Genomic DNA, 20,326 nt, shown 5'->3' on the forward strand with positions numbered 1-20,326 from the left:
AATGAAAAAATCGACAATCCGAAGCATACGACTGCCTTGCGGTCGGCTTTCGGATTGTCGATATGTGGTCGGTTAATCCTGAGCTACAGGTTCACCGATAAAGTCTTCTACTTCCTTGCTCAGATCCTTGAGAGCGGCTTTCTGCTTGGCTTCGCGTGCTGCGGCCTCGCGGGCTTTCTTGGCCTGTGTCTCGTCGATAGAAAGGAATACCTGGAATTCTTTCTTACCATCCACGTTGCGAACCATGGCGAAGTGTTCTTTTACCAAACCGGCAATCTTGGTGTTGACAGCCATTTCGTAAGCCTGACCGAATTTATCAATTTCCTCGGTGGTCATGCTGCTATTGTCTGAAGAGGCAATGCTCTTGGCTTTACCTACTACCTGAGCTTTCGCACGCATAGCATAGTTGGAAACGGCACTCATTGTAGCATTGTCGCGACCAATCTTGGGATTAGAACCTATTGCAATGCCGATGAGACTGATACGGTTTTCCTCGTCTCCTTCAATATAGGTACGATACTTGGTCAGAGCATAATCCATGGTTGAGGCTGATGCAAGCATGGTCCAGCCAGCCTTCTTCCATTCCTTGGTGGTTTTCTTGATGTCCTTTGCCAGGGCTTTCGACTGTGCCGAAACCATGGTTGAACCACACAGAATCATGGCTGCAAGGAGCAGCAGGTTGAAAATACGCTGTTTCATAATCTTCTTGTTTTTTGAGTTATTATTTAATAGTTTATAAACGGTTGCGGGTTATTCTTCCCAGTTGGTGGTGTAGGGGAGTGACACCTTGATGCGCTCCACGCCATTGGTGGTGGGGTTCACCACGGTGATGGTGCCTTTGACGAAAGCGAAGTGCGACTTCTTGGTGGTGCGGGCTTTCATCGTGCCTTCTGCCAGTGCTTTGACCTGGATAATGCCTTTAGAACCGAAGATGGCGTCGATGTCGTCGAATACCAACGGGGCGGTCAGTTCGGGCACTTCAAGTTCGATGCTCTTCAGACCGAAGGTAATGCCTTGACGGTTGTTGAGAGTCATGCGGATATTGATGTCGGTCAGGGTGCGGTCTTGCTTGTTGACAGCATTGGCGGTGAGGATGATCTTGCCTTCGGGCACTACGGCTTGCGCAATATTAATGGTAGCATCGGCATCCACACCGATGATGGCACGCTGTTGCAGCTTCTTGTTTTCTATGCGCAACTGTATGTCGAGGAAGTTTTCTTCTTCGGGCAAACAGTCGGTGGCGTCAAAACTGATGAGGAAGGCACCGTCCTGTGGCTCTACGCTGATTTGTCCGGCGCAGTTTGATTTAACGGTGGGCACCTTGGCAACGCGCACGGGTTTGCCTTTCAGCAATACTTGTACCAGATAGGTATTGTCATCGGCGAAGCGTCCGGTGATGGCGAGAGCGTCATAGAGTTGGCGGTAGCGCAACATGAGCCCTTCCGTTTGTTTCACGCGGACATCATCAAAGAAGTACTCCTTCAATGCTGCCAACTGGGTGATAGCGGCTTTGATGTCTGCCACATCGGCAATATCGTCAATACCGTCTTCCAGGGCTTGGTATTGTGCCACTTTCTCAGCATCAATCTTCTCAAACTGACTTTGTAGCGTGCGCTGTTCGGCACGGGAGTAGGGGTAGAGCACCGAATACTCGTAAAACTCCTTCTTGGTTTGCTTGTCGCGCATGCGACGCCAATAGACCTCTTCCACCTTGGCTTGCGAGATACCTTTGAGGAATGGCAGGTTGGCAGACTTCATCTTAGCGATGCGGTTGTATTCGTCGCGCGATTCCACACCGTCGTTGGTCACGGTTTCGCTGGCCACGTTGCGTTGTGTCACGCTGACATTGCTGGCCACCGAGAGGATGATGCGCTCAGTCACTTCGTTCATCGCCTTGACCTGTGCCTGGGCTAAGGTGGGGGCTGTCACGCTGACCACGAGTTTGCCTTCTACGGCTGTGCCGAGCCATGCGGGCACTTTCTTGGCACTACTCTCCACCACCTTGTTTTGTGCATAGATCGTCACGATGGCGAGCATCATGCATGCGAGGGTTATCAGTCGTTTCATAATGGTCTGTATTTATAATAGGTGTTATGCTACCATTCTACTGGCAGATTGCGAATCTCAATGATGGCATCGCGCACTTTCAGTTTGATGTATGAAATCTTGGGGATGAAATGGTCTGCCTTGATGAGGTAGAAGTCTTGCTTCATAGCCAGTTTCGGAGGCATATTGCGCCAGTCGTAACTGCTGTCGTTTTCGTTGACGGAGAAGTTGTAGCGCTCCAACTCCTTGGCATTCTCGTCGAAGGCTGATTTGATTTCAATATCACCTTTTTCCGTGTTCATGCGGCGGTTGCAGAATTCTGTTTCGATGGTGATGCGGTTCTGTTCTTTATTGCCGTAGCAACGCAATATGCGGAAATCGAGGTCGTTCACCGAGATCGTCAGTTCGTAAGGAGGCATCTGGGGTGCCTTCTGGTCGATGACGGGAGTGGCGGGCTGTGGCTTTTCCACTTCCACGATGACGGGTTTCTCCACTTCCACGATGACGGGTTTCTCCACTTCCTTCTCTACGATGACGGTATCTGGACCGGCAGGGATATTGGCGGCAATCTCTTGCTGAAGGGCATAAGCCTGATCGTAGCAGGGAATGTTGCCTGTCACAGCCGACAGATAAATGACAGCCTCTTGATAGCGGCGTTGGTTATACAGCGCTTGTGCCTTCTGCAGGATGATGGCGCAGTTGGCGGCATAGTAGTCGGCTATCTTCTGACGGGTGGTACGTATGAATCGGGTGAAGGCGGGGTTGGTCACCTTGATATTCTGCACCAGCTTCATCAGCGCCTTGTCTTTATCGCCTACGGCATCAGCCTCCACGGGGATGGTCAGACTGTAGTACTCCGTGCCGTCAATGATATTCTTGGCGATGAGCACCAGTTCGCCTTTGGCAACTGATACGTTGCGCACCATTCCCTCGGTAGAGAGCACATCGCCCAGCGAGAGGGCTGGTTCAATGGCAAACACATTATACACGTCGGCTGCTGCTGCGCTGTTGCGGTTGAGCACCTGGTGCATCTTGAGGTCGAGTGCATCAATGACTTCTGCAGGCAAATTCTTATCCGTTGCTTTCACGGTTGAGAAATGGATGTCGCTCTGCGCATATCCTACGATGGCAAGCGTCATCATTGCTATTTGTGTGAACAGTCTTTTCATACTCTTGGTAATTATTGTTGATACTCAGTCCCTGGAATTTATTCAATGACAATCTCCAGTTTCTGTCCCTGTGCGGTAATGGTGGCTTTGTAGTTGTCACCAAACTGTGTGCGGAAGAATTTGCGGAGGTCGCTGCTGAAATTAGAGATGGTGTATGAACGTCCGCGCTCTGCATTCCACAAGGGGATGTTGAGGGCGATGTGTACAAACTTATCGGTACTGTTGCTCATGTCATAGACACTCTGCTGGGCATGTTCGCGCAACCAGTCGTCGAGGGCGTCTTTGAAGTTGTTACCCGATTCAGGACTGTCTTGGTCGAAGTCCCAGTCGCTGATGCTCTGTGAGAGGGTCAGGTCAATATAGATTTCACGTCCGTCGGCTACCATCTTCTCAAACGAGCTCTTGATCTGCTCGAAGAAGTCGGCAGTAATCTTTTTCATAGAATACTCCACGAGTTCGGTATTGCCTGTACTTCCCTTGTAGTATTTGCCACTGGGGAAGGTGGCTGCAGCGAGGTTGCCGTTGGTCTGATTCTCCACAGCACTCAGGTTGAGGTTACACTCGATGTGGTTCTGGTTGTCTGCCAGTACTTTGGCATCAACCTTGACAACGATGTCGCCTGGCAACTGTTGCACAATCTTGGTCTTCAAGTCCGACTTGCTGCCCATGCGCATCATCTCATCTCTCTTGGAGTTCTGCAGCTGAGTGATGAAATTGCGGGTCTTGTAACCGTGCTTGGCAAATTCAGCAGTGACACGGGTGAGGGCATATTTCAACGCCTCATTATTCTCTGCTGCTTTGCGCATCGCCTCAAAGTCGGTACCATTGCTGCTGTTCACTTCTGGCACAATGACGATGGTGGGATTGAGGGCGGCGGTAGCTTTCACCTGCTTCTTACCATCCACCCATGTGGGCGAAACAGCAATGCTGTTGTGCTGTAGGTCAGCAATCAGCGACTTCGTATTGATGGTCACCGTCACAACCACTTTCTTTTTCTTCGTCACCTTCATATCATCAACCTCCTTGGGTTCGTCGGTGAGATAGTTGATGTATCGTGACTCAGAGAAGAAACGGTAGTCGTAGTCCTTGCGGGGTACGGCTATCATGGGAGTACCACCTTTCAGTCCTGCCACACCAGAGTGAAACAGCGTGTTGAATGCAGACTTGATGGCGAGGGCGGTAGCTTCCTTTTTCTTGTCGGCAGTGCCCGATGATCGTAATGTTACATTACCATTTTCCTCCGACACCAGTTCGGCATCGTTGGAATATACTTGTGCGAAAAGGTTGGGGCAGAGTATCAGTCCCAACAGGAAACAGATAATCTTTTTCATATCTATACTTCGTGGTTTATTGGCTTAAAACCCTCATCGGTCAGCAGGCCGACGAGGGGTGATGGCTGCATAAATCAATTTTCCTCGTTGGTCTTAGATACGGATACCGAAGAGGGTGCTGACGAATTTTGACTGAAGGGTAATGGTGACCCCCTGATCCATAGCCGCTTTGAGCTCTTTACCACCCTTCTTTACCTTGCAGAGCGAGATGTCTTCACCCTCTACCGAGCTGACTTTCAAAAGACCGATTTCCTTGTTGGCTGTACGTCCGGCAATCTGGCGACTTACCTTGATGCTAAACCAAGTTTCGGTGTCGATACCGTGTAATGTGCCCAAATCGATATAAACCTCTTTGGCTTCATCCTTCTTCAATTTGCTGATTTCGAGGATGTGACCGTATAGGGGAGCTATGTTTTCGAGCAATCTGTCGATAGCATTCGAGGTACTAACGCTTGTCACTGCACTCAGAATGGCTTTTTCCTCCGATGCATCGTGGCCGGAATTTTCGTTGGTCTCACTGGCAACGATGGTACCGTTTTGTGGATTCACAAATTTAAGGGTGTAGCTACAGGTGGCAGTATAAGTGCGCTTACCTTCTTTATCAGTTTCAGATTTAGTGGCAATCGAGTTGATTCTACCTTGAAGGATGAGGTTGGCACCAATGGTCACCATGGTCTTCATACGATCCATATCGCCTTCTGCAGAGGCTTCAGGACTCTCGCGTCGTGATTGCTCCAGTTTGAGCGATTTGTCAGAATCCACGTCAATCAGAATAATGCGCTTGCGATACTGAATGTGTTCAATCACTTTGTTGCGCAAAGCTTCAGCTTGTGAAAAACTGAGGTTCTGTGGACGGTTGAAATACTCGATGTAAACAGTCTTCTTTGCTTCCGACTGTTCGTTCTGTGCGCATACGTTGGCGCAGAATCCTAAGAGAAGAATTACTGTGAAAACGAAAGAGTTGCGCAAGGTGTACTTTTCCATATTTATATATCCTTTAAAATTGTTATTGATTCTTAGAAAAAAAATTATTGGTGGTGCAAATATACGTTTTTTTTATTGATTAATAAAATTTAAGTCTTTAAAAATTACTCCTCAACATGATTTTTATACGCAATGAATATGTTTTTTACCGTATGATAATTGTTTTGTGGCGTTTCTCATGCGGTTGCAATCCTGTCTGAAACGGTCTCATTTTCCATCGCATGACGATGACCCCTATATAAAAAGATGTAGTGTAGAAATCCTGTGGATAAGTGTTATATTTGATGTAAACTACTGATTGTTCATCTGTTATCATGCGCGTGTAACATGGAGTAGGGCATCCCTTCTTTCTTTGTAGTAACATGCAATCCCATTTTCTTTTCGCCCACTTTGATATTTTTCCCTTTCTTCTTTTTCCTGATGTGATGATGCGAGCCTACGAGATCATGAAGGCCCCTGTGCCTGCAGAACTGCTTGGCAAGTGGGAACCCATCCACTATACGCACATGATCAATGGCGAGAATGTTACCGATATTGATATTCTCAATGGCGATGAATGGAACAAGCAGTTTTACCACACATTAGCTTTTTCAGAAAATCACAAAATAAACAAATGGGATAGATTTGGAAGCCAACTCTACGACCAATGCTTCATGTTGAAGGGTGACAATATCACTATTGCAGGAAACTTGACCGATCTCCTTTTCCCACAATACAATTTCTCCGTGCCGCTGCAAATCAAGACATATTTCTCTGGTGTGAAAGGTTTGGCTGCACATATTGGTGTGCAGGCTGGCATACTCCTCTCGGCAAAAGATAAGATGACTATACACAGCATACGCACGATGAACCTCGGCAACGACGTATCATCAATGTACCTATGGGAATCGTACAAAGAGAAGAAATCGGAGAATGTGAGCAGCAAATTCCGCAATGTCGTTATTGGCATTCCCCTTGGAGTGAGCTACGAATGGCGACACATCACCCTCGATGCCTCCTATTGTTTCGAACTGCGACAAGCTATCAATCTGAAGACAGACAACCCCGGTGGCTGGGACTTCAACAACTCTCGCACCGCACGCAACCATGCCATCTATATCACAGCAGGATATAAGTTCACGCTATAAGCAGAACCACAATATCTAATGTCCCACACGGATTTTTAATGCCGCACACGGACGACACGGATTATAGTTAAAGATTATTTTTAAGATTCTATTTAAGATTTACCATAGGTTATTTTTCTCGCGACTCGGCAAAGAATAAATTCTTGGATTTATTCTCTGCTCTCACTGCTCCAAAAATTCGAGCCTGTAAGGCGATCCCCATAAAAACCCTTCCAAGAAGCGAGGAACTCGAGCGCATTTTGGTCAAGGATTTTTATTTAAAGATTATTATTTCTGGCCAAAGGCCATATTTCATTAAAGATTTCCTCCAAAGATTTCTTGCGCTCGCGCAACCCCCCAAAAACATCCGTATAAATTCCGTCTAAGATCCGATGATTTCCTTCAAAGATTTACCTATGGTTTGTTTTGTCGTGACTCAGCATAGTGAAAGCGAACGTTTTCGTTAAGCCAGATGAGCAGAATAAAGCTCGCTTTAATTCTGCCATGGCGAGAAAAGGTGCCATGAAATGGAACTCTCACTCTGTCTTCGCTACTCCAAAACATCTTGCCGTAGGCAACTAAAAAACATCCGTGTACTCCGTGGATCAAAAAAATATCCCCCGATATTTTGTTTTTCGCAACCGATTCAGTAACTTTGTCACCACTATGAGTTTCACAACCACCATACTGCAATGGTACCAGAAAAATGGACGGATGTTGCCTTGGCGACAGACACGAGACCCGTATGCCATCTGGCTCTCGGAAATCATACTGCAACAGACACGCATTGAACAAGGACAACCCTACTGGCAACGCTTCATCGAACGCTGGCCTACCGTTGATCACCTCGCACAAGCCTCCGAAGACGAAGTACTGCGTTTATGGCAGGGACTGGGCTATTACAGTCGTGCCCGACATCTGCTGCAGGCAGCCCGTCAGGTGGTGGCAATGGGAGGATTCCCCAAAGACATGAAAGCGCTGCGCAGCCTGAAAGGAGTAGGCGACTATACTGCAGCAGCAATAGGAAGTATAGCCTTCGACCTCCCCGTTGCCGTGGTCGATGGCAATGTCTATCGCGTCCTTTCAAGATACTACGGCATCACCACCCCCATCAATTCCACAGCAGGCAAACACGAGTTTGCTGCCTTGGCACAACAGCTGCTGCCCGAACATCAAGCTGCGGATTATAATCAGGCGATGATGGATTTCGGTGCATTACAATGCACCCCCAAAGGACAACAGTGTCAGCGGTGTCCGCTCCAGGAAACGTGTGTGGCATGTCGTGAAGGACGCGTCGATACCTTACCCGTAAAACTCAAAACCGTCAAGGTGAGTGAACGCCTCATCACCTATATCTATATAAGGTGTAACGGACAGACCGCCATTCGCCGACGTCCCGAAGGCGACATCTGGCAAGGACTATGGGAACCGCCAATGATCTCCCCCGATGCGTTACCCGCCGAAGGCGGCCACCTGACCCTCGTGTGCAGTAAACTGCGCCACGTACTGACCCATCGCGTCATCCAGGCAGACTGTTGGCTGTGGGAAACAGCCACCCGACCACCTCTGTCCGACGACTACATCTGGATAGACGAGTCTGCCATCGACCACTATGCCGTGTCACGATTGGTAGAGATGATGCTACAAAAGATACATACCAACAACGATTGATCATATATAAGTCTATGGCAGAACATAACGAACTCGGAACATGGGGAGAAACCCTTGCTGCAGAATATCTGGAAAAGAAAGGATATCAGATTCTCGAACGCGATTGGAAGAGTGGCCATCGCGACCTCGACATCATCGCCATGGATGGCGACACCATGGTGATAGTAGAAGTCAAGACCCGTCGCAACCGGCTGTTCACCGACCCCGAAATGGCAGTAGATTATCAGAAGATCACCAACCTCCAGCAGGCAGCCAACCATTACGTCAAGATGAAATATTACGATGGCGACCTACGTTTCGACATCATCTCCATCGTAGGCACCCCCGATACCACCCATACCATCGACCACATCATCGATGCCTTCTGATCCTCCCCATCATTCAACACCGCACACGGATTGTACAGATTTTCACGGATTTTATTTCCGTCTAATTTCCGTCTAAATTCCGTTTAAATTCCGATGATTATTTCTTGCGAAGCAACATCTTAAAAAAGATTTCCTCCAAAGATTTCTTGCGAAGCAACTAAACATCCACGGAACACACGGGCGACACGGATTATAGTTAAAGATTATATTTCCGTATAAATTCCGTATAAATTCCGATGATCCGATGATTGATTTCTGGCCAAAGGCCATATTTCATCAAAGATTTCCTCCAAAGATTTCTTGCGCTTGCGCAACCCCAAAAAACATCCGTTTTCAGAAACAGTAAACTATAATGCCTGGTGTGAATTGGCGTTGTCCAAGAAACAGGAACAGTCCTCGCGAAACCTATTTTCCCTTTCCAAAATCAGTAATTCTATAAGCTGTAAGAATTGAAAGTCATGATGTCAATGACCTGCCCCATGGCATCTATTTTTAAGCACCCGATGGATTGCCGCAAAAATATATGATAGAATGCCTCAAAAATTACAAATGGATTACATTAAAAATTTAAAACAAAACACATCAAAAAATTAAAATTTGTTTGGTAATCAAAGTAATATGAGTACCTTTGCACAGAACAAGTTTTAACTATAAATATTCTTAAAATGATAAAAAAGGCACTTTTTTCCAGTTTTGTCTTGATGGCAATGACGGCTGCTGCTCAAAAAACAACGATAACAATCGATGTAAACAAGCCGTTACATGCAGTTTCTCCTACACTTTTTGGTATTTTCTTAGAGGATATCAATCTTTCTGTGGATGGAGGTCTTTACCCTGAGTTGGTGCGCAATCGCTCTTTTGAGGATGCGGATTCGTTATGTTTTTGGCAATTCCGCTCTTTGCAAGGCGAAGCCAAAGTGAGAAAGGCAGACCTTTCTAATGCGAAAAATCCAGCAGTTCCTCTCAACGCCAGAAACCGACAGTTCTTGAATGTTGATGTGCAAGGTGATTTTACGCTTTCTAATGATGGCTACTGGGGCATGAATGTGGAGAAAGGAGAGAAATATGACTTCTCTATTGCTTTGCGCACTCCTAACTCTTATCAAGGAAATATGAAAGCCAAGATAGTTGTTGGTGACAACGTGTTGGCAGAAACTGACATCTCTGATGTAACAGGTCATTGGAAATATACTAAAGCCACATTGATTCCTACGGAAGCAAGTACCAATGCACAACTTGTCATTGAAGGCAACGGAAAAGGCGAGGTGTGTATGGATATGATTAGCCTTATTCCTCAGAAACGATGGGGAAAGAGCGGTGTGAGGAAAGACCTGGGTGAAGCCTTGGACAATCTTCATCCTACCTTCTTGCGTTTTCCTGGTGGTTGCTGGGTAGAAGGAGAGGTGATTTCTCAGCGTTATCAATGGAAGAATACCATCGGTAATATCGACAGTCGCATACCTTTATGGAATTTATGGGGATATACAGCAACTCATGGCATAGGATATCATGAATACTTGCAGTTGGCTGAAGACCTTGGCGCAGAACCGTTGTTCTGTATTAATGCTGGAGTCTCACACAAGGAGACAATACCGTCCGATGAGATAGACCAGTGGATTCAAGATGCGCTTGATGCCATTGAGTATGCCAACGGTCCAGTAACGAGCGTATGGGGAGCAGCCAGAGCTCGCAATGGTCATCCTGCACCTTTCAACCTAAAATATATAGAAGTGGGAAATGAGAACTTTGGTAGTGTCTATTTCAAGAATTTCGAGTTGATAGCCAATGCCATCAAGACTCGTTTTCCAGAAATGCAAATCATCTCTAACGACTGGAGTGGCTCACATCCTTCAACTCCTTCTCATGCGATGATTGACGAGCATTATTATAATACGCCGGATTGGTTCATACTCAATGCCAATAAATATGACAATCGCAAGCGTGGAGGAGAAAAAGTGTTTATTGGTGAGTATGCCGTAACTAGTCAATGTGGAAAGGGTAACCTCAGAGGTGCCATTGGTGAAGCTGCATTTATGACGGGATTGGAGCGCAATTCCGATGTGGTGGCTATGGCTGCATACGCTCCTTTGTTCTGCAATGTGGAGCATCAGCGTTGGCCAATCAACTTGATTAATTATGATAACCATCGTTGGTATGGTCTGCCTAGCTATTATGTACAGCAGATGTTTGCTGAGAATCAGGGCACAGTTACGCTGCCTGTTTCTGTGACGGGAAGCCCACTTGTGGATATTCCATCTAGTTCAGGTGGCATTGGTCTGGGTACTTGGAATAATACTGCGGAGTTTAAGGACTTGAAGGTTACTACGCCAAAGGGCAAAGTGCTGTATCAAAATAATTTCTCATCTGGTATTGATGATTGGGAGATGCAGGGTGATGGAGAATGGAATGTTAGCAATGGTGTGCTTAGTCAAAACTCTTTGGCAGCAGAAGTTACTGCTTTTGTTGGCAAAGACAATTGGCGAGAGTATGTTGTTACTTTGAAAGCTCGTAAGTTGTCGGGTGAAAATGGTTTCCAGATATACTTCCATCATCAGAAGGGAGAAAACAATCGTACTCGTTGGGACATTGGTGGTTATAGCAATTCCATCAGTCAGATGCAGACGATCATGGATTCTCATAGCATCAACTATTCAATCGAGCCAGGACGTTGGTATAACATCCGTCTGGAAGTATCCCCTCTCACGGTTAAGGGATATATTGATGGCAAATTGGTGCAGCAGGCTTCGCTTACTGATATAAACAGAAAGACAGTTTGTGCCAGTGCACAAAAAGACGAAAAGTCGGGTGACATTATTGTCAAGGTTGTGAATACCGGCAAAAAAGATCTTACCACAAAGGTTCTGCTCAATGGAATCGGAAAGGTGGCTGATCTGGCAGAGGCAACAGTCCTTTCTTCTGGAAGTAGTCTTGATGAAAACAGCCTGGATGCTCCAACTAAAGTTGTTCCACACAAGGAGCAGGTACGTATCAATGGCAATCATTTAGTACATAAGTTCCCTGCAAACTCTGTTACGGTATTCCGTATTAGTAAGAAGTAATTCATAAAATATGTATTCTAAAAAACTGAACTTTCGTAAAGGTGAAAGTTCAGTTTTTTATTATAATATAGGTTGTTTCGGAATAAAAATAATTTTATATTGATTGTATCACTCGAAATGTCGGATGAGCCGATTATTTCTTGCGAAGCAACATCTTAAAAAAGATTTCCCCCAAAGATTTCTTGCGAAGCAACTAAACATCCACGGATCACACGGTGAACACGGCAAAGATTATAGTTGTGATTTTCATTATGATTTACACCATAGGTTATTTTTGTCGTGACTCAGCATAGTGAAAGCGTGCTCTCACTATGTCTTCGCTACTCCAAAACATCTTGCCGTAGGCAACTAAAAAACATCCACGGAACACACGGAGAACACGGATTATCGTTAAAGATTATTCTAAAGATTATAGTTAAGATTTCGAGCATCTCCGATGCGATCCAAAATAAATCCCTCCCGTAAAGCAACGTACTGTTGCGCATTTTGGTCAAAGATTTTAGTTGAAGATTATTTTTGTGTAGCCTATTAATCATCGGATCTTAAACGGAACTTAAACAGATTTCTCGCGAAGCAACATCTTAAAAAAGATTTCCTCCAAAGATTTCTTGCGAAGCAACTAAACTTCCACGGAACACACGGACGACACGGATTATCGTTAAAGATTATTCTAAAGATTATAGTTAAGATTTACCATAGGTTATTTTTCTCGCGACTCGGCAAAGAATAAATTTTTGGATTTATTCTCTGCTCTCACTGCTCCAAAAATTTGAGCATCTCCGATGCAATCCATAATAAAGTCCTCCCCAAAAGCGAGGTACTCGAGCGCATTCTCGTCAAGGATTTTTATTTAAAGATTATTATTTCTGACCAAAGGCCATATTTCATTAAAGATTTCCTTCAAAGATTTCTTGCACTCGCGCAACCCCAAAAAAACATCTGTATAAATTCCGTATAAATTCCGTCTAAATTCCGATGATCTACATATTCCGGCCGATATCCGTTCACCAATTCCGGAGCATACCCGTTCAGTCCGTTGATGATCTTCAGTATCGAGGCAAAGTTAATACTTTTCTGAAACTCTCTCCTTTTAACTCAACTCTTTCTGATTCACGTCCGATTCCGTCAAGACAGACCACCGCAACACCTCACTTGTCACCACATCAAGAATCCAAACCCATTTTTCCTTTTCAAAAACTGTAATACTGTAAGCTGTAAGAACGCAATAATCATGATGTCAATGACCCGTCCCTGTGACATCCTCTAGCTATCACAAAAACGATACTTGACTTTTTATCGAAAAGTTGAAAATTTTTATTTTAAAATTTTATTTCCGTCTAAATCCGTCTAAATTGGCATACGCCTTTGTCTTCTCGCCACGGCATAATTAAAGCGAGCTTTATTCTGCTCATGGCTTAACGAAAACAATCCGATGATCCGATGATCCGATGATCCGTGTGCCTTTCCAAAAACTGTAATTCTGTAAGCTGTAAGAATTGAAAGTCATGATGTCAATGACCCGTCCCTGTGACATTGTCGAGCAATCTGCAGGGCAGTATGCTCACTTACCGTCGTCAAAAGACGTCACAACAGCTACATATCAAATGGGTAGAACCCATGCAGAAGATTGTCGCGAAATACCAGACAGACGACTCTCCCTATCTTCTTCCCATTGCCACCGGAGAAGGAGCTTTATTCTGGAAAAGATACAAGAACGCCTACAAACGCATCACCAATCAATTGAAGAAAATCGGCGAGATGATGGGACTATCCATCCCGTTGACCACTTACGTTGCACGACACTCTTGGGCAAGTGCGGCAAAGAGCAAGAACGTAGCTCTTTCCACCATCAGCGAAGGTTTGGGACACGATTCGGAAAAAACGACCCGGATTTATCTTTCCTCATTGGATACCTCTGTCGTTGACAGGGCAAACAACCTAATCATCAATTCCCTGAAAATAGCAAAACATCATGCTACCGCATAAAAATACCGCAATTCCTTGACTGATGCAATTGTCATGAAGTTGCGGTTTTCTTTTGTATGTCTGTTGTTTTTATCCTCGAATGTTGAGCAAAAAGAGGATTCTCTCTTTAAGAGAACCCCTCTTTTACAAACCCCTTGATTTATAGGTGCTATTTCTTGTATAAAGCCTGTTTTGCTCAACAATCGGTTGATGAAAATCAACAATTTTTGGCTTTTTAGCAAAAAATCCTTTCAATAATTAGGTGATTTGCAATAAATTTCATAATTTTGCAGCGGAAAGAGTTTCTCTTAAAGAGAAAAAAAACCTTTTACATACTATTTCCGACTGGTATTTCATGCCGAAAAGAGGGGTTTTGCAGAGGGTGGACTCTGAAAGATGAGATAGATGACCATTGTAGTCAAAATTTAAGTAAGATACTGATATACAGACCGATACAAAAATCGTGGTGAACTATAAGTATGCTCTTTTTTAAAATATACATTGCAAAAAAGGTATGGCAAATGAACAGGACAAGAAGACCAAGTCGTGGTATGTCATGCGGGCCTACAAGAACGAGAAGACTGCCGAAAAGCGACTCTCTGACCAAAAGTACGGTCTGGAACATTTCATACCCAAGCAGAAAGTCCTTCGCACCATCAACGGCAAGAAAGTCATTTGCATGGTACCTGTCATCCATAGTCTTGTGTTTGTATATGCAAACCATGAGCAGATTGTTGATTTCAAACTCAATTATTATAATGACCTCCAGTTTGTCACATGGAAAAGTGACGGTGAACTCATTTATCTGACTGTACCTGATGAAGAAATGAACAACTTCATCAAGGTATGCGAACAGACGGAACAGGAGGTCCATTTTTATAAAATCGATGAAATCAACAAGTGTAAAGATAAAATCAACATCGAAAAGGGTAAGAGAGTAAGGGTACATGGCGGACCGTTCGACCAAGTGGAGGGCTACTTCATGAAAGTGGCCAAGAAGCGGGGTCGCCAGCTTGTCGTAATCATTCCCGACCTGCTGGTGGTATCTGCAGAAGTAGAGCCGGAATATATTCAAATCATAGACTGAGATTATGGAGAAACGAATTACCCCCCCCGTATTGATTGATACTGAGGAATTAGTACAGGACTGACCAACACAAACGGCCTATTAAAGTAAGATTAGAGTATGAGCTTAATTTGGATTGTCAACATCCTGTCGGTATTCTTCCTGTGCGTGTTTTTCGCAGGAATCGTGATACCGCAGATTCTGCTCATCGCCTTCCGCAGGCGACTGTTCGACGAACCGGACGAGCGGAAAATACATCAGTGTGTAGTGCCAAGGCTTGGCGGCATGGCCTTCAAGCCCGTAGTGTTCTTCTCCTTCATCCTGCTTCTTGCACTCAATGTCTCGACGGGGCATGATGAGCTGCTGAAGGAAATAGGCGCAGAAGCGTTGCCATTGGCATACGCCTTTTGCGCCATCATCATGTTATACCTTGTCGGTATTGCCGATGACCTTATCGGAGTGCGCTACCGTGCCAAGTTCTTCATCCAGATAGTCTGCGGCATCATGCTGGTGGCGGGCGGTGTCGAACTGTCCGATCTCCATGGTATGCTGTTCATCCATACCATGCCGTCTTGGATCAGCATTCCCCTCACCATCTTTGTCACGGTGTTTATTATCAATGCCATCAACCTTATTGACGGCATCGACGGACTGGCATCCGGTCTTTGCTGCATCGCCTTCCTGTTCTACGGGCTGACTTTCATCTGGTTTCACCAGTATCTCTATGCCATGCTTGCCTTCGCTACACTTGGTGTACTCATACCTTTCTATTATTATAATGTGTTCGGCAAGGCAGAAAAAGGGCACAAGATATTCATGGGCGACACGGGCAGCCTCACCATCGGCATCATGCTCTGCTTCCTGAGTATGCAGGTTTCGCACCTATCAGCCACCACCTCTCCCCATCACTTCAATCCCTTCGTCATGGCCTTCGCCCCCTTGTTGGTACCATGCTTCGATGTGGTACGAGTCTATCTCCATCGTGTGCGCAACGGCAAGAATCCTTTCCTGCCCGACAAGAACCACATCCACCACAAACTGCTTGCCATCGGTATGCGCCAACGCACGGCCATGGTCACCATTGTGTTGTCCTCCATCGTGTTGACTTTCCTCAACATCCTGTTTTCCGCATACATCAATTCCAGCCTGTTGCTTTGCATGGACATTGCACTCTGGACAATGGCAAACATACATATAACCAGGAAAATACGCCGATTGGCAATAACGAGGAAAGATTCACCAGTCATCTCCTTTGTCGAAAAAAGAAAAAACTATAATAACAATAAGCAATGAAATTTATCAAAATTCTATCATTGACCCTCATGGTACTCGCAGCAGTATCGTGTAGCACGCCCAAGGAAATCAGCTATTTCCAGGATTTACAGCCGGGCGTAACGGAACTGGCCATTACAGACCCTGTGGAAATCAAGGTACGTCCGAAGGACAAGCTCTCTATTTTAGTAAATGCACAAGACCCGAAGTTGACCAATATGTTCAACTTGCCTATCGTTTCCCAGCAGATAGGTCAGGAAAGTACGGGGAGTTCAGGCATCATTCGAGGAGTATCCGGCTATACGGTAGATAGCTTCGGTGATATTAATTTTCCAGTATTGGGAAAGATAAGGGTAGAGGGAATGACCCGCGAGCAGATTGCCGACTACCTGACCAAACAACTAAAGGAACAGGAACTTATTAAGGATCCTGTGGTAACGGTGGAATTCATGAACCTTGGAGTGTCTGTCCTGGGTGAAGTAAACAAGCCCGGACGAATCAGTATCAACCGCGACAACATGACCATTCTCGATGCACTGAGCGAAGCTGGCGACCTGACCATCTTCGGAAAGCGTGAGAAAGTGCTCGTTCTGCGTCAGGAAGACGGAAAGCAGCGGGTCTATGGCGTAAACCTCTGTTCTGCCGACCACATCTACACTTCGCCTGTCTATTACCTCCAGCAGAACGATGTGGTCTATGTCATACCCAACGACACAAAGTCACGCCAATCCACTGTCAACGGCAATACTGTCCGTTCCACCTCTTTTTGGATTTCATTGGCATCACTGATTACTTCCATAGCGGTACTTATAGTAAAATAACTTCAAGATGGCAACCATTCAAAAGAAAACCCAAGTCCAGAACACACAGGATTTCATCCGTATTCAGGACCTTCTCTATATGTGCCTCGCCAAGTGGTACTGGTTTGTACTTTCATTGGCAGTTTGCCTCGGAGTGGCAATAGCCTATCTCCTTCGCACGCCGCCCGTCTATACCCGTTCGGCATCCATCCTTATCAAGGACGACTCCAAGGGCAAGTCCGCCTCGACAGACATGGAATCCTTTGTCGATTTCGGCATCTTCACCACCAACACCAATGTCAACAACGAGATGGGAACTCTCCAGTCGCCCGACCTGATGCGTGAGGTGGTCCGACGTCTTCATTTGGATATGAACTATCTCGTGGATGGGCGTTTCCACAAGGTCACCATCTATGGCGATCAGCTGCCAGTGGCTGTGTCGTTCGCCGACTTCCCCGACAATCAATCAGCGTCTTTCCGTCTGCATCTGGGCACTAACGGGCGCTACACCCTCTACGAACTTACCCGAAACGGAGAACACGTCGGGGGAGAGGTGAAAGGCAAGTTGGGCGACACCGTCCAAAGTCCGTTTGGCAAGATGTCAGTTACAGCCACCGCCCATTACCGGAAAGGACAGGAGGCAGACGTTGAGGTGCTCCGCTCCACGCTTAAGGAAGCCGTTGCCGGTGCCTCTTCCCGGCTCACCGTGTCGCAGGACGACGAGAAATCCAACATCATCTCCCTCTCCTTCCAGGATGTCAGCATCCAGCGTGCCGAAGAAGTCCTCAATACCCTCATATCCGTCTATAATGAGAACTGGGTGAAGGACAAGAACCAGATAGCCGTCAGTACCAGCATGTTCATCAATGAGCGACTCGGTGTGATAGAAGGCGAGCTGGGCAATGTGGATAACGATATTTCTTCCTACAAGAGCCAGCACCTGCTGCCCGATGTGCAGGCAGCCGCCAATATGTACATGGCACAGGCCAGCGAAGCAAATGCCGCCATTAAGTCGTTGAACAACCAGACCTACATGGCACGGTATATCCGCAACTACCTGACGAGCGAGACTAACCGTTTCCAGCTCCTTCCTGCCAACTCGGGCATTGACAACGCCAATATCGGCTCTCAGATTACAGAATACAACAACCAACTGTTGGAGCGCAACAATCTGGTATCGAAGAGTAGCGACAAGAACCCATTGGTTGTCGAGATGGATGCCTCCTTGGCTTCCATGCGCAAAGCCCTTGTCTCGTCTATCGACAACCAGGTGGTAGCATTGGAGGCACAAATCAGAAGTCAGCAGAGCTATGGCGGACAGGCCACCTCACAGATAGCCTCCAACCCCAAGCAGGCAAAATACCTGCTCAGTGTGGAACGTCAGCAGAAAGTAAAGGAGTCGCTTTACCTTTATCTGCTGCAGAAGCGTGAGGAGAACGAGCTTTCGCAGGCATTCACCGCCTACAACACCCGTATCATCTCCCAGCCCGACGGCAGCATGCTGCCTACAGCCCCTATCAAGAAAAACATCCTGCTTGTGGCATTCGCCTTGGGTCTCCTGATACCCGTTGTCATCATCGTTATCCGCGAGAACACCAATACGGTAGTCCGTGGCAGGAAAGACCTTGAGTGCCTCACTGTGCCCATCATCGGTGAAATCCCGCAATACTTCTCGTACAAGCGTAAATGGTTTATCCGCCGCATGGTCAAGCTTGATACGAAAACCATGGTAGTGAAAGAAGGCAACCGCAATGTGATCAACGAGGCCTTCCGTGTGCTGCGTTCCAACATGGACTTTATGGTGGCACCACAAAAGAACCAGAATATCTTTGTCATCACCTCCTTCAATCCGGGCAGCGGAAAGACATTCCTGACCATGAACATCGCCATGAGCTTTGCCATCAAGCAGAAGCGTGTGCTGGTAATTGACGGTGACCTTCGTCACGGTTCCACCTCCTCCTATGTTGATTCGCCTGAGACAGGATTAAGCGACTATTTGAGCGGAATGACGGATGACTGGAAGAGACTGATTGCCTACGATAACAAATATGAGAACTTCCATATTCTTCCTATCGGCAAAGTTCCGCCCAACCCCACCGAACTATTGGAGAACGGAAGGATGGAAACCCTTATAGAGCAGCTACGCAGTGAATACGACTACGTGTTCATCGACTGCCCTCCTATCGACATCGTGGCGGACGCCCAGATATTGGAAAAGATAGCCGACCGCACTTTCTTCGTCATCCGTGCCGGACTGCTCGACCGCTCCATGCTTCCCGAGCTGGAAAGCATCTATCAAGAGAAGCGTTTCAAGAACCTGTCCCTCATTCTTAATGGCACGGAGAGCACCGGCGGCCGTTACAGCTACCGCTATGGTTACCGTTACGGCTACCGCTACGGCTATCATTACGGACATGCCTCTTACTATGGCTCCAAGGAGAAACGGGGGGGGTAAATGGATGGTTGTCAGCTGATTAATTATAAATTTAACCGTGTGGCTATTTAGCAAAAAATATAGCATTGCCAGCAGCGGTATTCTTGAACGGTTTACCGACTGGCATTGCCATCTTCTACCCGGTGTGGATGATGGTGTGCAGACCATGGAAGAAGCCCTACGGATACTGGCTTCCTACGAGCAGTTCAGGGTCAAGGAGGTCTGGCTTACTCCTCATATCATGGAGGACATCCCCAACAGCACCGCTATGTTGCGCACCCGGTATGCAGAACTGAAGTCAGCCTACAAGGGTCCCATCATCCTGCGCTTGGCCTCTGAGAACATGCTCGACAACCTGTTCGAGGAACGTCTGGCGCAGGGCGACCTATTGCCGTTGGGCAAGGAAGGCAAGCACCTGCTGGTAGAGACATCCTACTTCAATCCGCCCTACGGCTTGCACAACATCCTGCTTCGTATCAAATCAAAAGGCTATGTCCCCGTACTGGCGCACCCAGAGCGGTACGTCTATATGGAGCCGAAGGATTACGAACAGCTGAAACGCATGAATGTAGCCTTCCAGCTCAACCTGCCCTCCTTGGTGGGAGCCTATGGTGCAGACGCTAAGCGAAAGGCCAAGTGGCTGTTGGAGAACATGTATTATCAGTTTAAGGGGACAGACACCCATAGCCTGTCCTCATGGGAAGCCATTGTCCACAAAAAACAAATTCCGGAAGACGTAGCGCTGATGTTTTGAAGATTTCTATCGCACAGATCACCTTCTATTCTATTAAAATGTTGATTTTGCAGTCCTGCAATTCTCCGCCCTGGTGATCTGTTCTCCTCTTTGTCGTGCGTGCCGGACTCCTTGAGCGCAGCATGCTCACCGAGCTACAGAACATCTACGACACCCGTCGTTTCAAGAATCTCTCGCTCATCCTCAATGGCACCCAGTCGTCAGGAGGTCGCTACAGCTGTCGCTATGGCTACCGTTATGGCTACCACTACGGTTATGCCTACGGCTACGGTTCCAAGTCATATTACTCCGAATAAAATTC

General features: G+C 46.5%; 14 protein-coding genes and 2 pseudogenes. 11 read left to right on the top strand and 5 right to left on the bottom strand.

Annotation, left to right across the window (positions count from 1 at the left end):
* Nucleotides 1-72 precede the first annotated feature (72 nt).
* The 5 genes from CIK90_RS06415 to CIK90_RS06435 form a co-directional block, all read right to left on the bottom strand.
* Nucleotides 73-699, bottom strand: coding sequence for a hypothetical protein (locus tag CIK90_RS06415; RefSeq protein WP_094434271.1), 627 nt, complete (start codon nucleotides 697-699; stop codon nucleotides 73-75).
* 51 nt (nucleotides 700-750) lie between these two features.
* Nucleotides 751-2,067 (bottom strand): plethodontid receptivity factor PRF, encoded by a 1,317-nt coding sequence (locus CIK90_RS06420; RefSeq protein ID WP_094464629.1) that lies wholly within the window; start codon nucleotides 2,065-2,067, stop codon nucleotides 751-753.
* Between the two features lie 29 nt (nucleotides 2,068-2,096).
* On the bottom strand, nucleotides 2,097-3,215 hold the full coding sequence (locus CIK90_RS06425; RefSeq protein WP_094391366.1) for a hypothetical protein: 1,119 nt from the start codon (nucleotides 3,213-3,215) through the stop codon (nucleotides 2,097-2,099).
* Between the two features lie 38 nt (nucleotides 3,216-3,253).
* Nucleotides 3,254-4,546, bottom strand: coding sequence for a DUF6175 family protein (locus CIK90_RS06430; RefSeq protein ID WP_094464630.1), 1,293 nt, complete (start codon nucleotides 4,544-4,546; stop codon nucleotides 3,254-3,256).
* 93 nt (nucleotides 4,547-4,639) lie between these two features.
* A complete protein-coding gene (locus CIK90_RS06435; protein WP_094464631.1) occupies nucleotides 4,640-5,530 on the bottom strand; it encodes a hypothetical protein in 891 nt (296 codons plus the stop codon).
* Between the two features lie 446 nt (nucleotides 5,531-5,976).
* On the opposite strand from CIK90_RS06435, the gene CIK90_RS06440 reads away from it, so the two are divergent.
* The 11 genes and pseudogenes from CIK90_RS06440 to CIK90_RS13940 form a co-directional block, all read left to right on the top strand.
* A complete protein-coding gene (locus CIK90_RS06440; RefSeq protein WP_158216039.1) occupies nucleotides 5,977-6,657 on the top strand; it encodes an outer membrane beta-barrel protein in 681 nt (226 codons plus the stop codon).
* Between the two features lie 645 nt (nucleotides 6,658-7,302).
* Nucleotides 7,303-8,307: an A/G-specific adenine glycosylase gene (mutY, locus tag CIK90_RS06445; protein WP_094464633.1), complete on the top strand. Its 1,005-nt coding sequence runs from the start codon at nucleotides 7,303-7,305 to the stop codon at nucleotides 8,305-8,307.
* Between the two features lie 14 nt (nucleotides 8,308-8,321).
* Nucleotides 8,322-8,675: a YraN family protein gene (locus CIK90_RS06450; protein ID WP_094440224.1), complete on the top strand. Its 354-nt coding sequence runs from the start codon at nucleotides 8,322-8,324 to the stop codon at nucleotides 8,673-8,675.
* 665 nt (nucleotides 8,676-9,340) lie between these two features.
* A complete protein-coding gene (locus tag CIK90_RS06455; protein ID WP_094464634.1) occupies nucleotides 9,341-11,734 on the top strand; it encodes an alpha-L-arabinofuranosidase C-terminal domain-containing protein in 2,394 nt (797 codons plus the stop codon).
* 1,542 nt (nucleotides 11,735-13,276) lie between these two features.
* Nucleotides 13,277-13,720, top strand: a pseudogene (locus CIK90_RS06465) (tyrosine-type recombinase/integrase); the annotation flags it as partial.
* A 493-nt stretch (nucleotides 13,721-14,213) separates the two neighbouring features.
* Nucleotides 14,214-14,786 carry a UpxY family transcription antiterminator gene (locus tag CIK90_RS06470; protein WP_094464636.1) on the top strand — a complete coding sequence of 191 codons (573 nt, stop codon included), beginning with the start codon at nucleotides 14,214-14,216 and terminating at the stop codon, nucleotides 14,784-14,786.
* Between the two features lie 99 nt (nucleotides 14,787-14,885).
* Entirely contained in the window at nucleotides 14,886-16,058 is a 1,173-nt protein-coding gene (locus CIK90_RS06475) for an MraY family glycosyltransferase (RefSeq protein ID WP_254046297.1), read from the top strand.
* Entirely contained in the window at nucleotides 16,055-16,858 is an 804-nt protein-coding gene (locus tag CIK90_RS06480; RefSeq protein WP_094464637.1) for a polysaccharide biosynthesis/export family protein, read from the top strand. The genes CIK90_RS06475 and CIK90_RS06480 overlap by 4 nt, the downstream gene beginning before the upstream one ends.
* 7 nt (nucleotides 16,859-16,865) lie before the next feature.
* Entirely contained in the window at nucleotides 16,866-19,292 is a 2,427-nt protein-coding gene (locus tag CIK90_RS06485; protein WP_094464638.1) for a polysaccharide biosynthesis tyrosine autokinase, read from the top strand.
* Nucleotides 19,293-19,329: 37 nt separating this feature from the next.
* The gene (locus CIK90_RS06490) at nucleotides 19,330-20,025 is read left to right on the top strand and encodes a tyrosine-protein phosphatase (protein WP_094464639.1); all 696 of its coding nucleotides are present in this window, start codon (nucleotides 19,330-19,332) and stop codon (nucleotides 20,023-20,025) included.
* Nucleotides 20,026-20,111: 86 nt separating this feature from the next.
* Nucleotides 20,112-20,321 (top strand): annotated as a pseudogene (locus CIK90_RS13940) (hypothetical protein); the annotation flags it as partial.
* Nucleotides 20,322-20,326 lie beyond the last annotated feature (5 nt).

The sequence above is a fragment of the Prevotella sp. P5-126 genome, from assembly GCF_002251185.1.
Classification (GTDB): domain Bacteria; phylum Bacteroidota; class Bacteroidia; order Bacteroidales; family Bacteroidaceae; genus Prevotella.

What these genes read in the sequence shown, in the direction of transcription:
- CIK90_RS06420 (WP_094464629.1), bottom strand. Translation starts at nt 2,067, where the DNA reads ATGAAACGACTGATAACCCTCGCATGCATGATGCTCGCCATCGTGACG.
- CIK90_RS06440 (WP_158216039.1), top strand. Translation starts at nt 5,977, where the DNA reads ATGAAGGCCCCTGTGCCTGCAGAACTGCTTGGCAAGTGGGAACCCATC.
- CIK90_RS06435 (WP_094464631.1), bottom strand. Translation starts at nt 5,530, where the DNA reads ATGGAAAAGTACACCTTGCGCAACTCTTTCGTTTTCACAGTAATTCTT.
- CIK90_RS06415 (WP_094434271.1), bottom strand. Translation starts at nt 699, where the DNA reads ATGAAACAGCGTATTTTCAACCTGCTGCTCCTTGCAGCCATGATTCTG.
- CIK90_RS06430 (WP_094464630.1), bottom strand. Translation starts at nt 4,546, where the DNA reads ATGAAAAAGATTATCTGTTTCCTGTTGGGACTGATACTCTGCCCCAAC.
- CIK90_RS06480 (WP_094464637.1), top strand. Translation starts at nt 16,055, where the DNA reads ATGAAATTTATCAAAATTCTATCATTGACCCTCATGGTACTCGCAGCA.
- CIK90_RS06425 (WP_094391366.1), bottom strand. Translation starts at nt 3,215, where the DNA reads ATGAAAAGACTGTTCACACAAATAGCAATGATGACGCTTGCCATCGTA.
- CIK90_RS06455 (WP_094464634.1), top strand. Translation starts at nt 9,341, where the DNA reads ATGATAAAAAAGGCACTTTTTTCCAGTTTTGTCTTGATGGCAATGACG.
- CIK90_RS06450 (WP_094440224.1), top strand. Translation starts at nt 8,322, where the DNA reads ATGGCAGAACATAACGAACTCGGAACATGGGGAGAAACCCTTGCTGCA.
- mutY (WP_094464633.1), top strand. Translation starts at nt 7,303, where the DNA reads ATGAGTTTCACAACCACCATACTGCAATGGTACCAGAAAAATGGACGG.
- CIK90_RS06475 (WP_254046297.1), top strand. Translation starts at nt 14,886, where the DNA reads ATGAGCTTAATTTGGATTGTCAACATCCTGTCGGTATTCTTCCTGTGC.
- CIK90_RS06485 (WP_094464638.1), top strand. Translation starts at nt 16,866, where the DNA reads ATGGCAACCATTCAAAAGAAAACCCAAGTCCAGAACACACAGGATTTC.
- CIK90_RS06470 (WP_094464636.1), top strand. Translation starts at nt 14,214, where the DNA reads ATGGCAAATGAACAGGACAAGAAGACCAAGTCGTGGTATGTCATGCGG.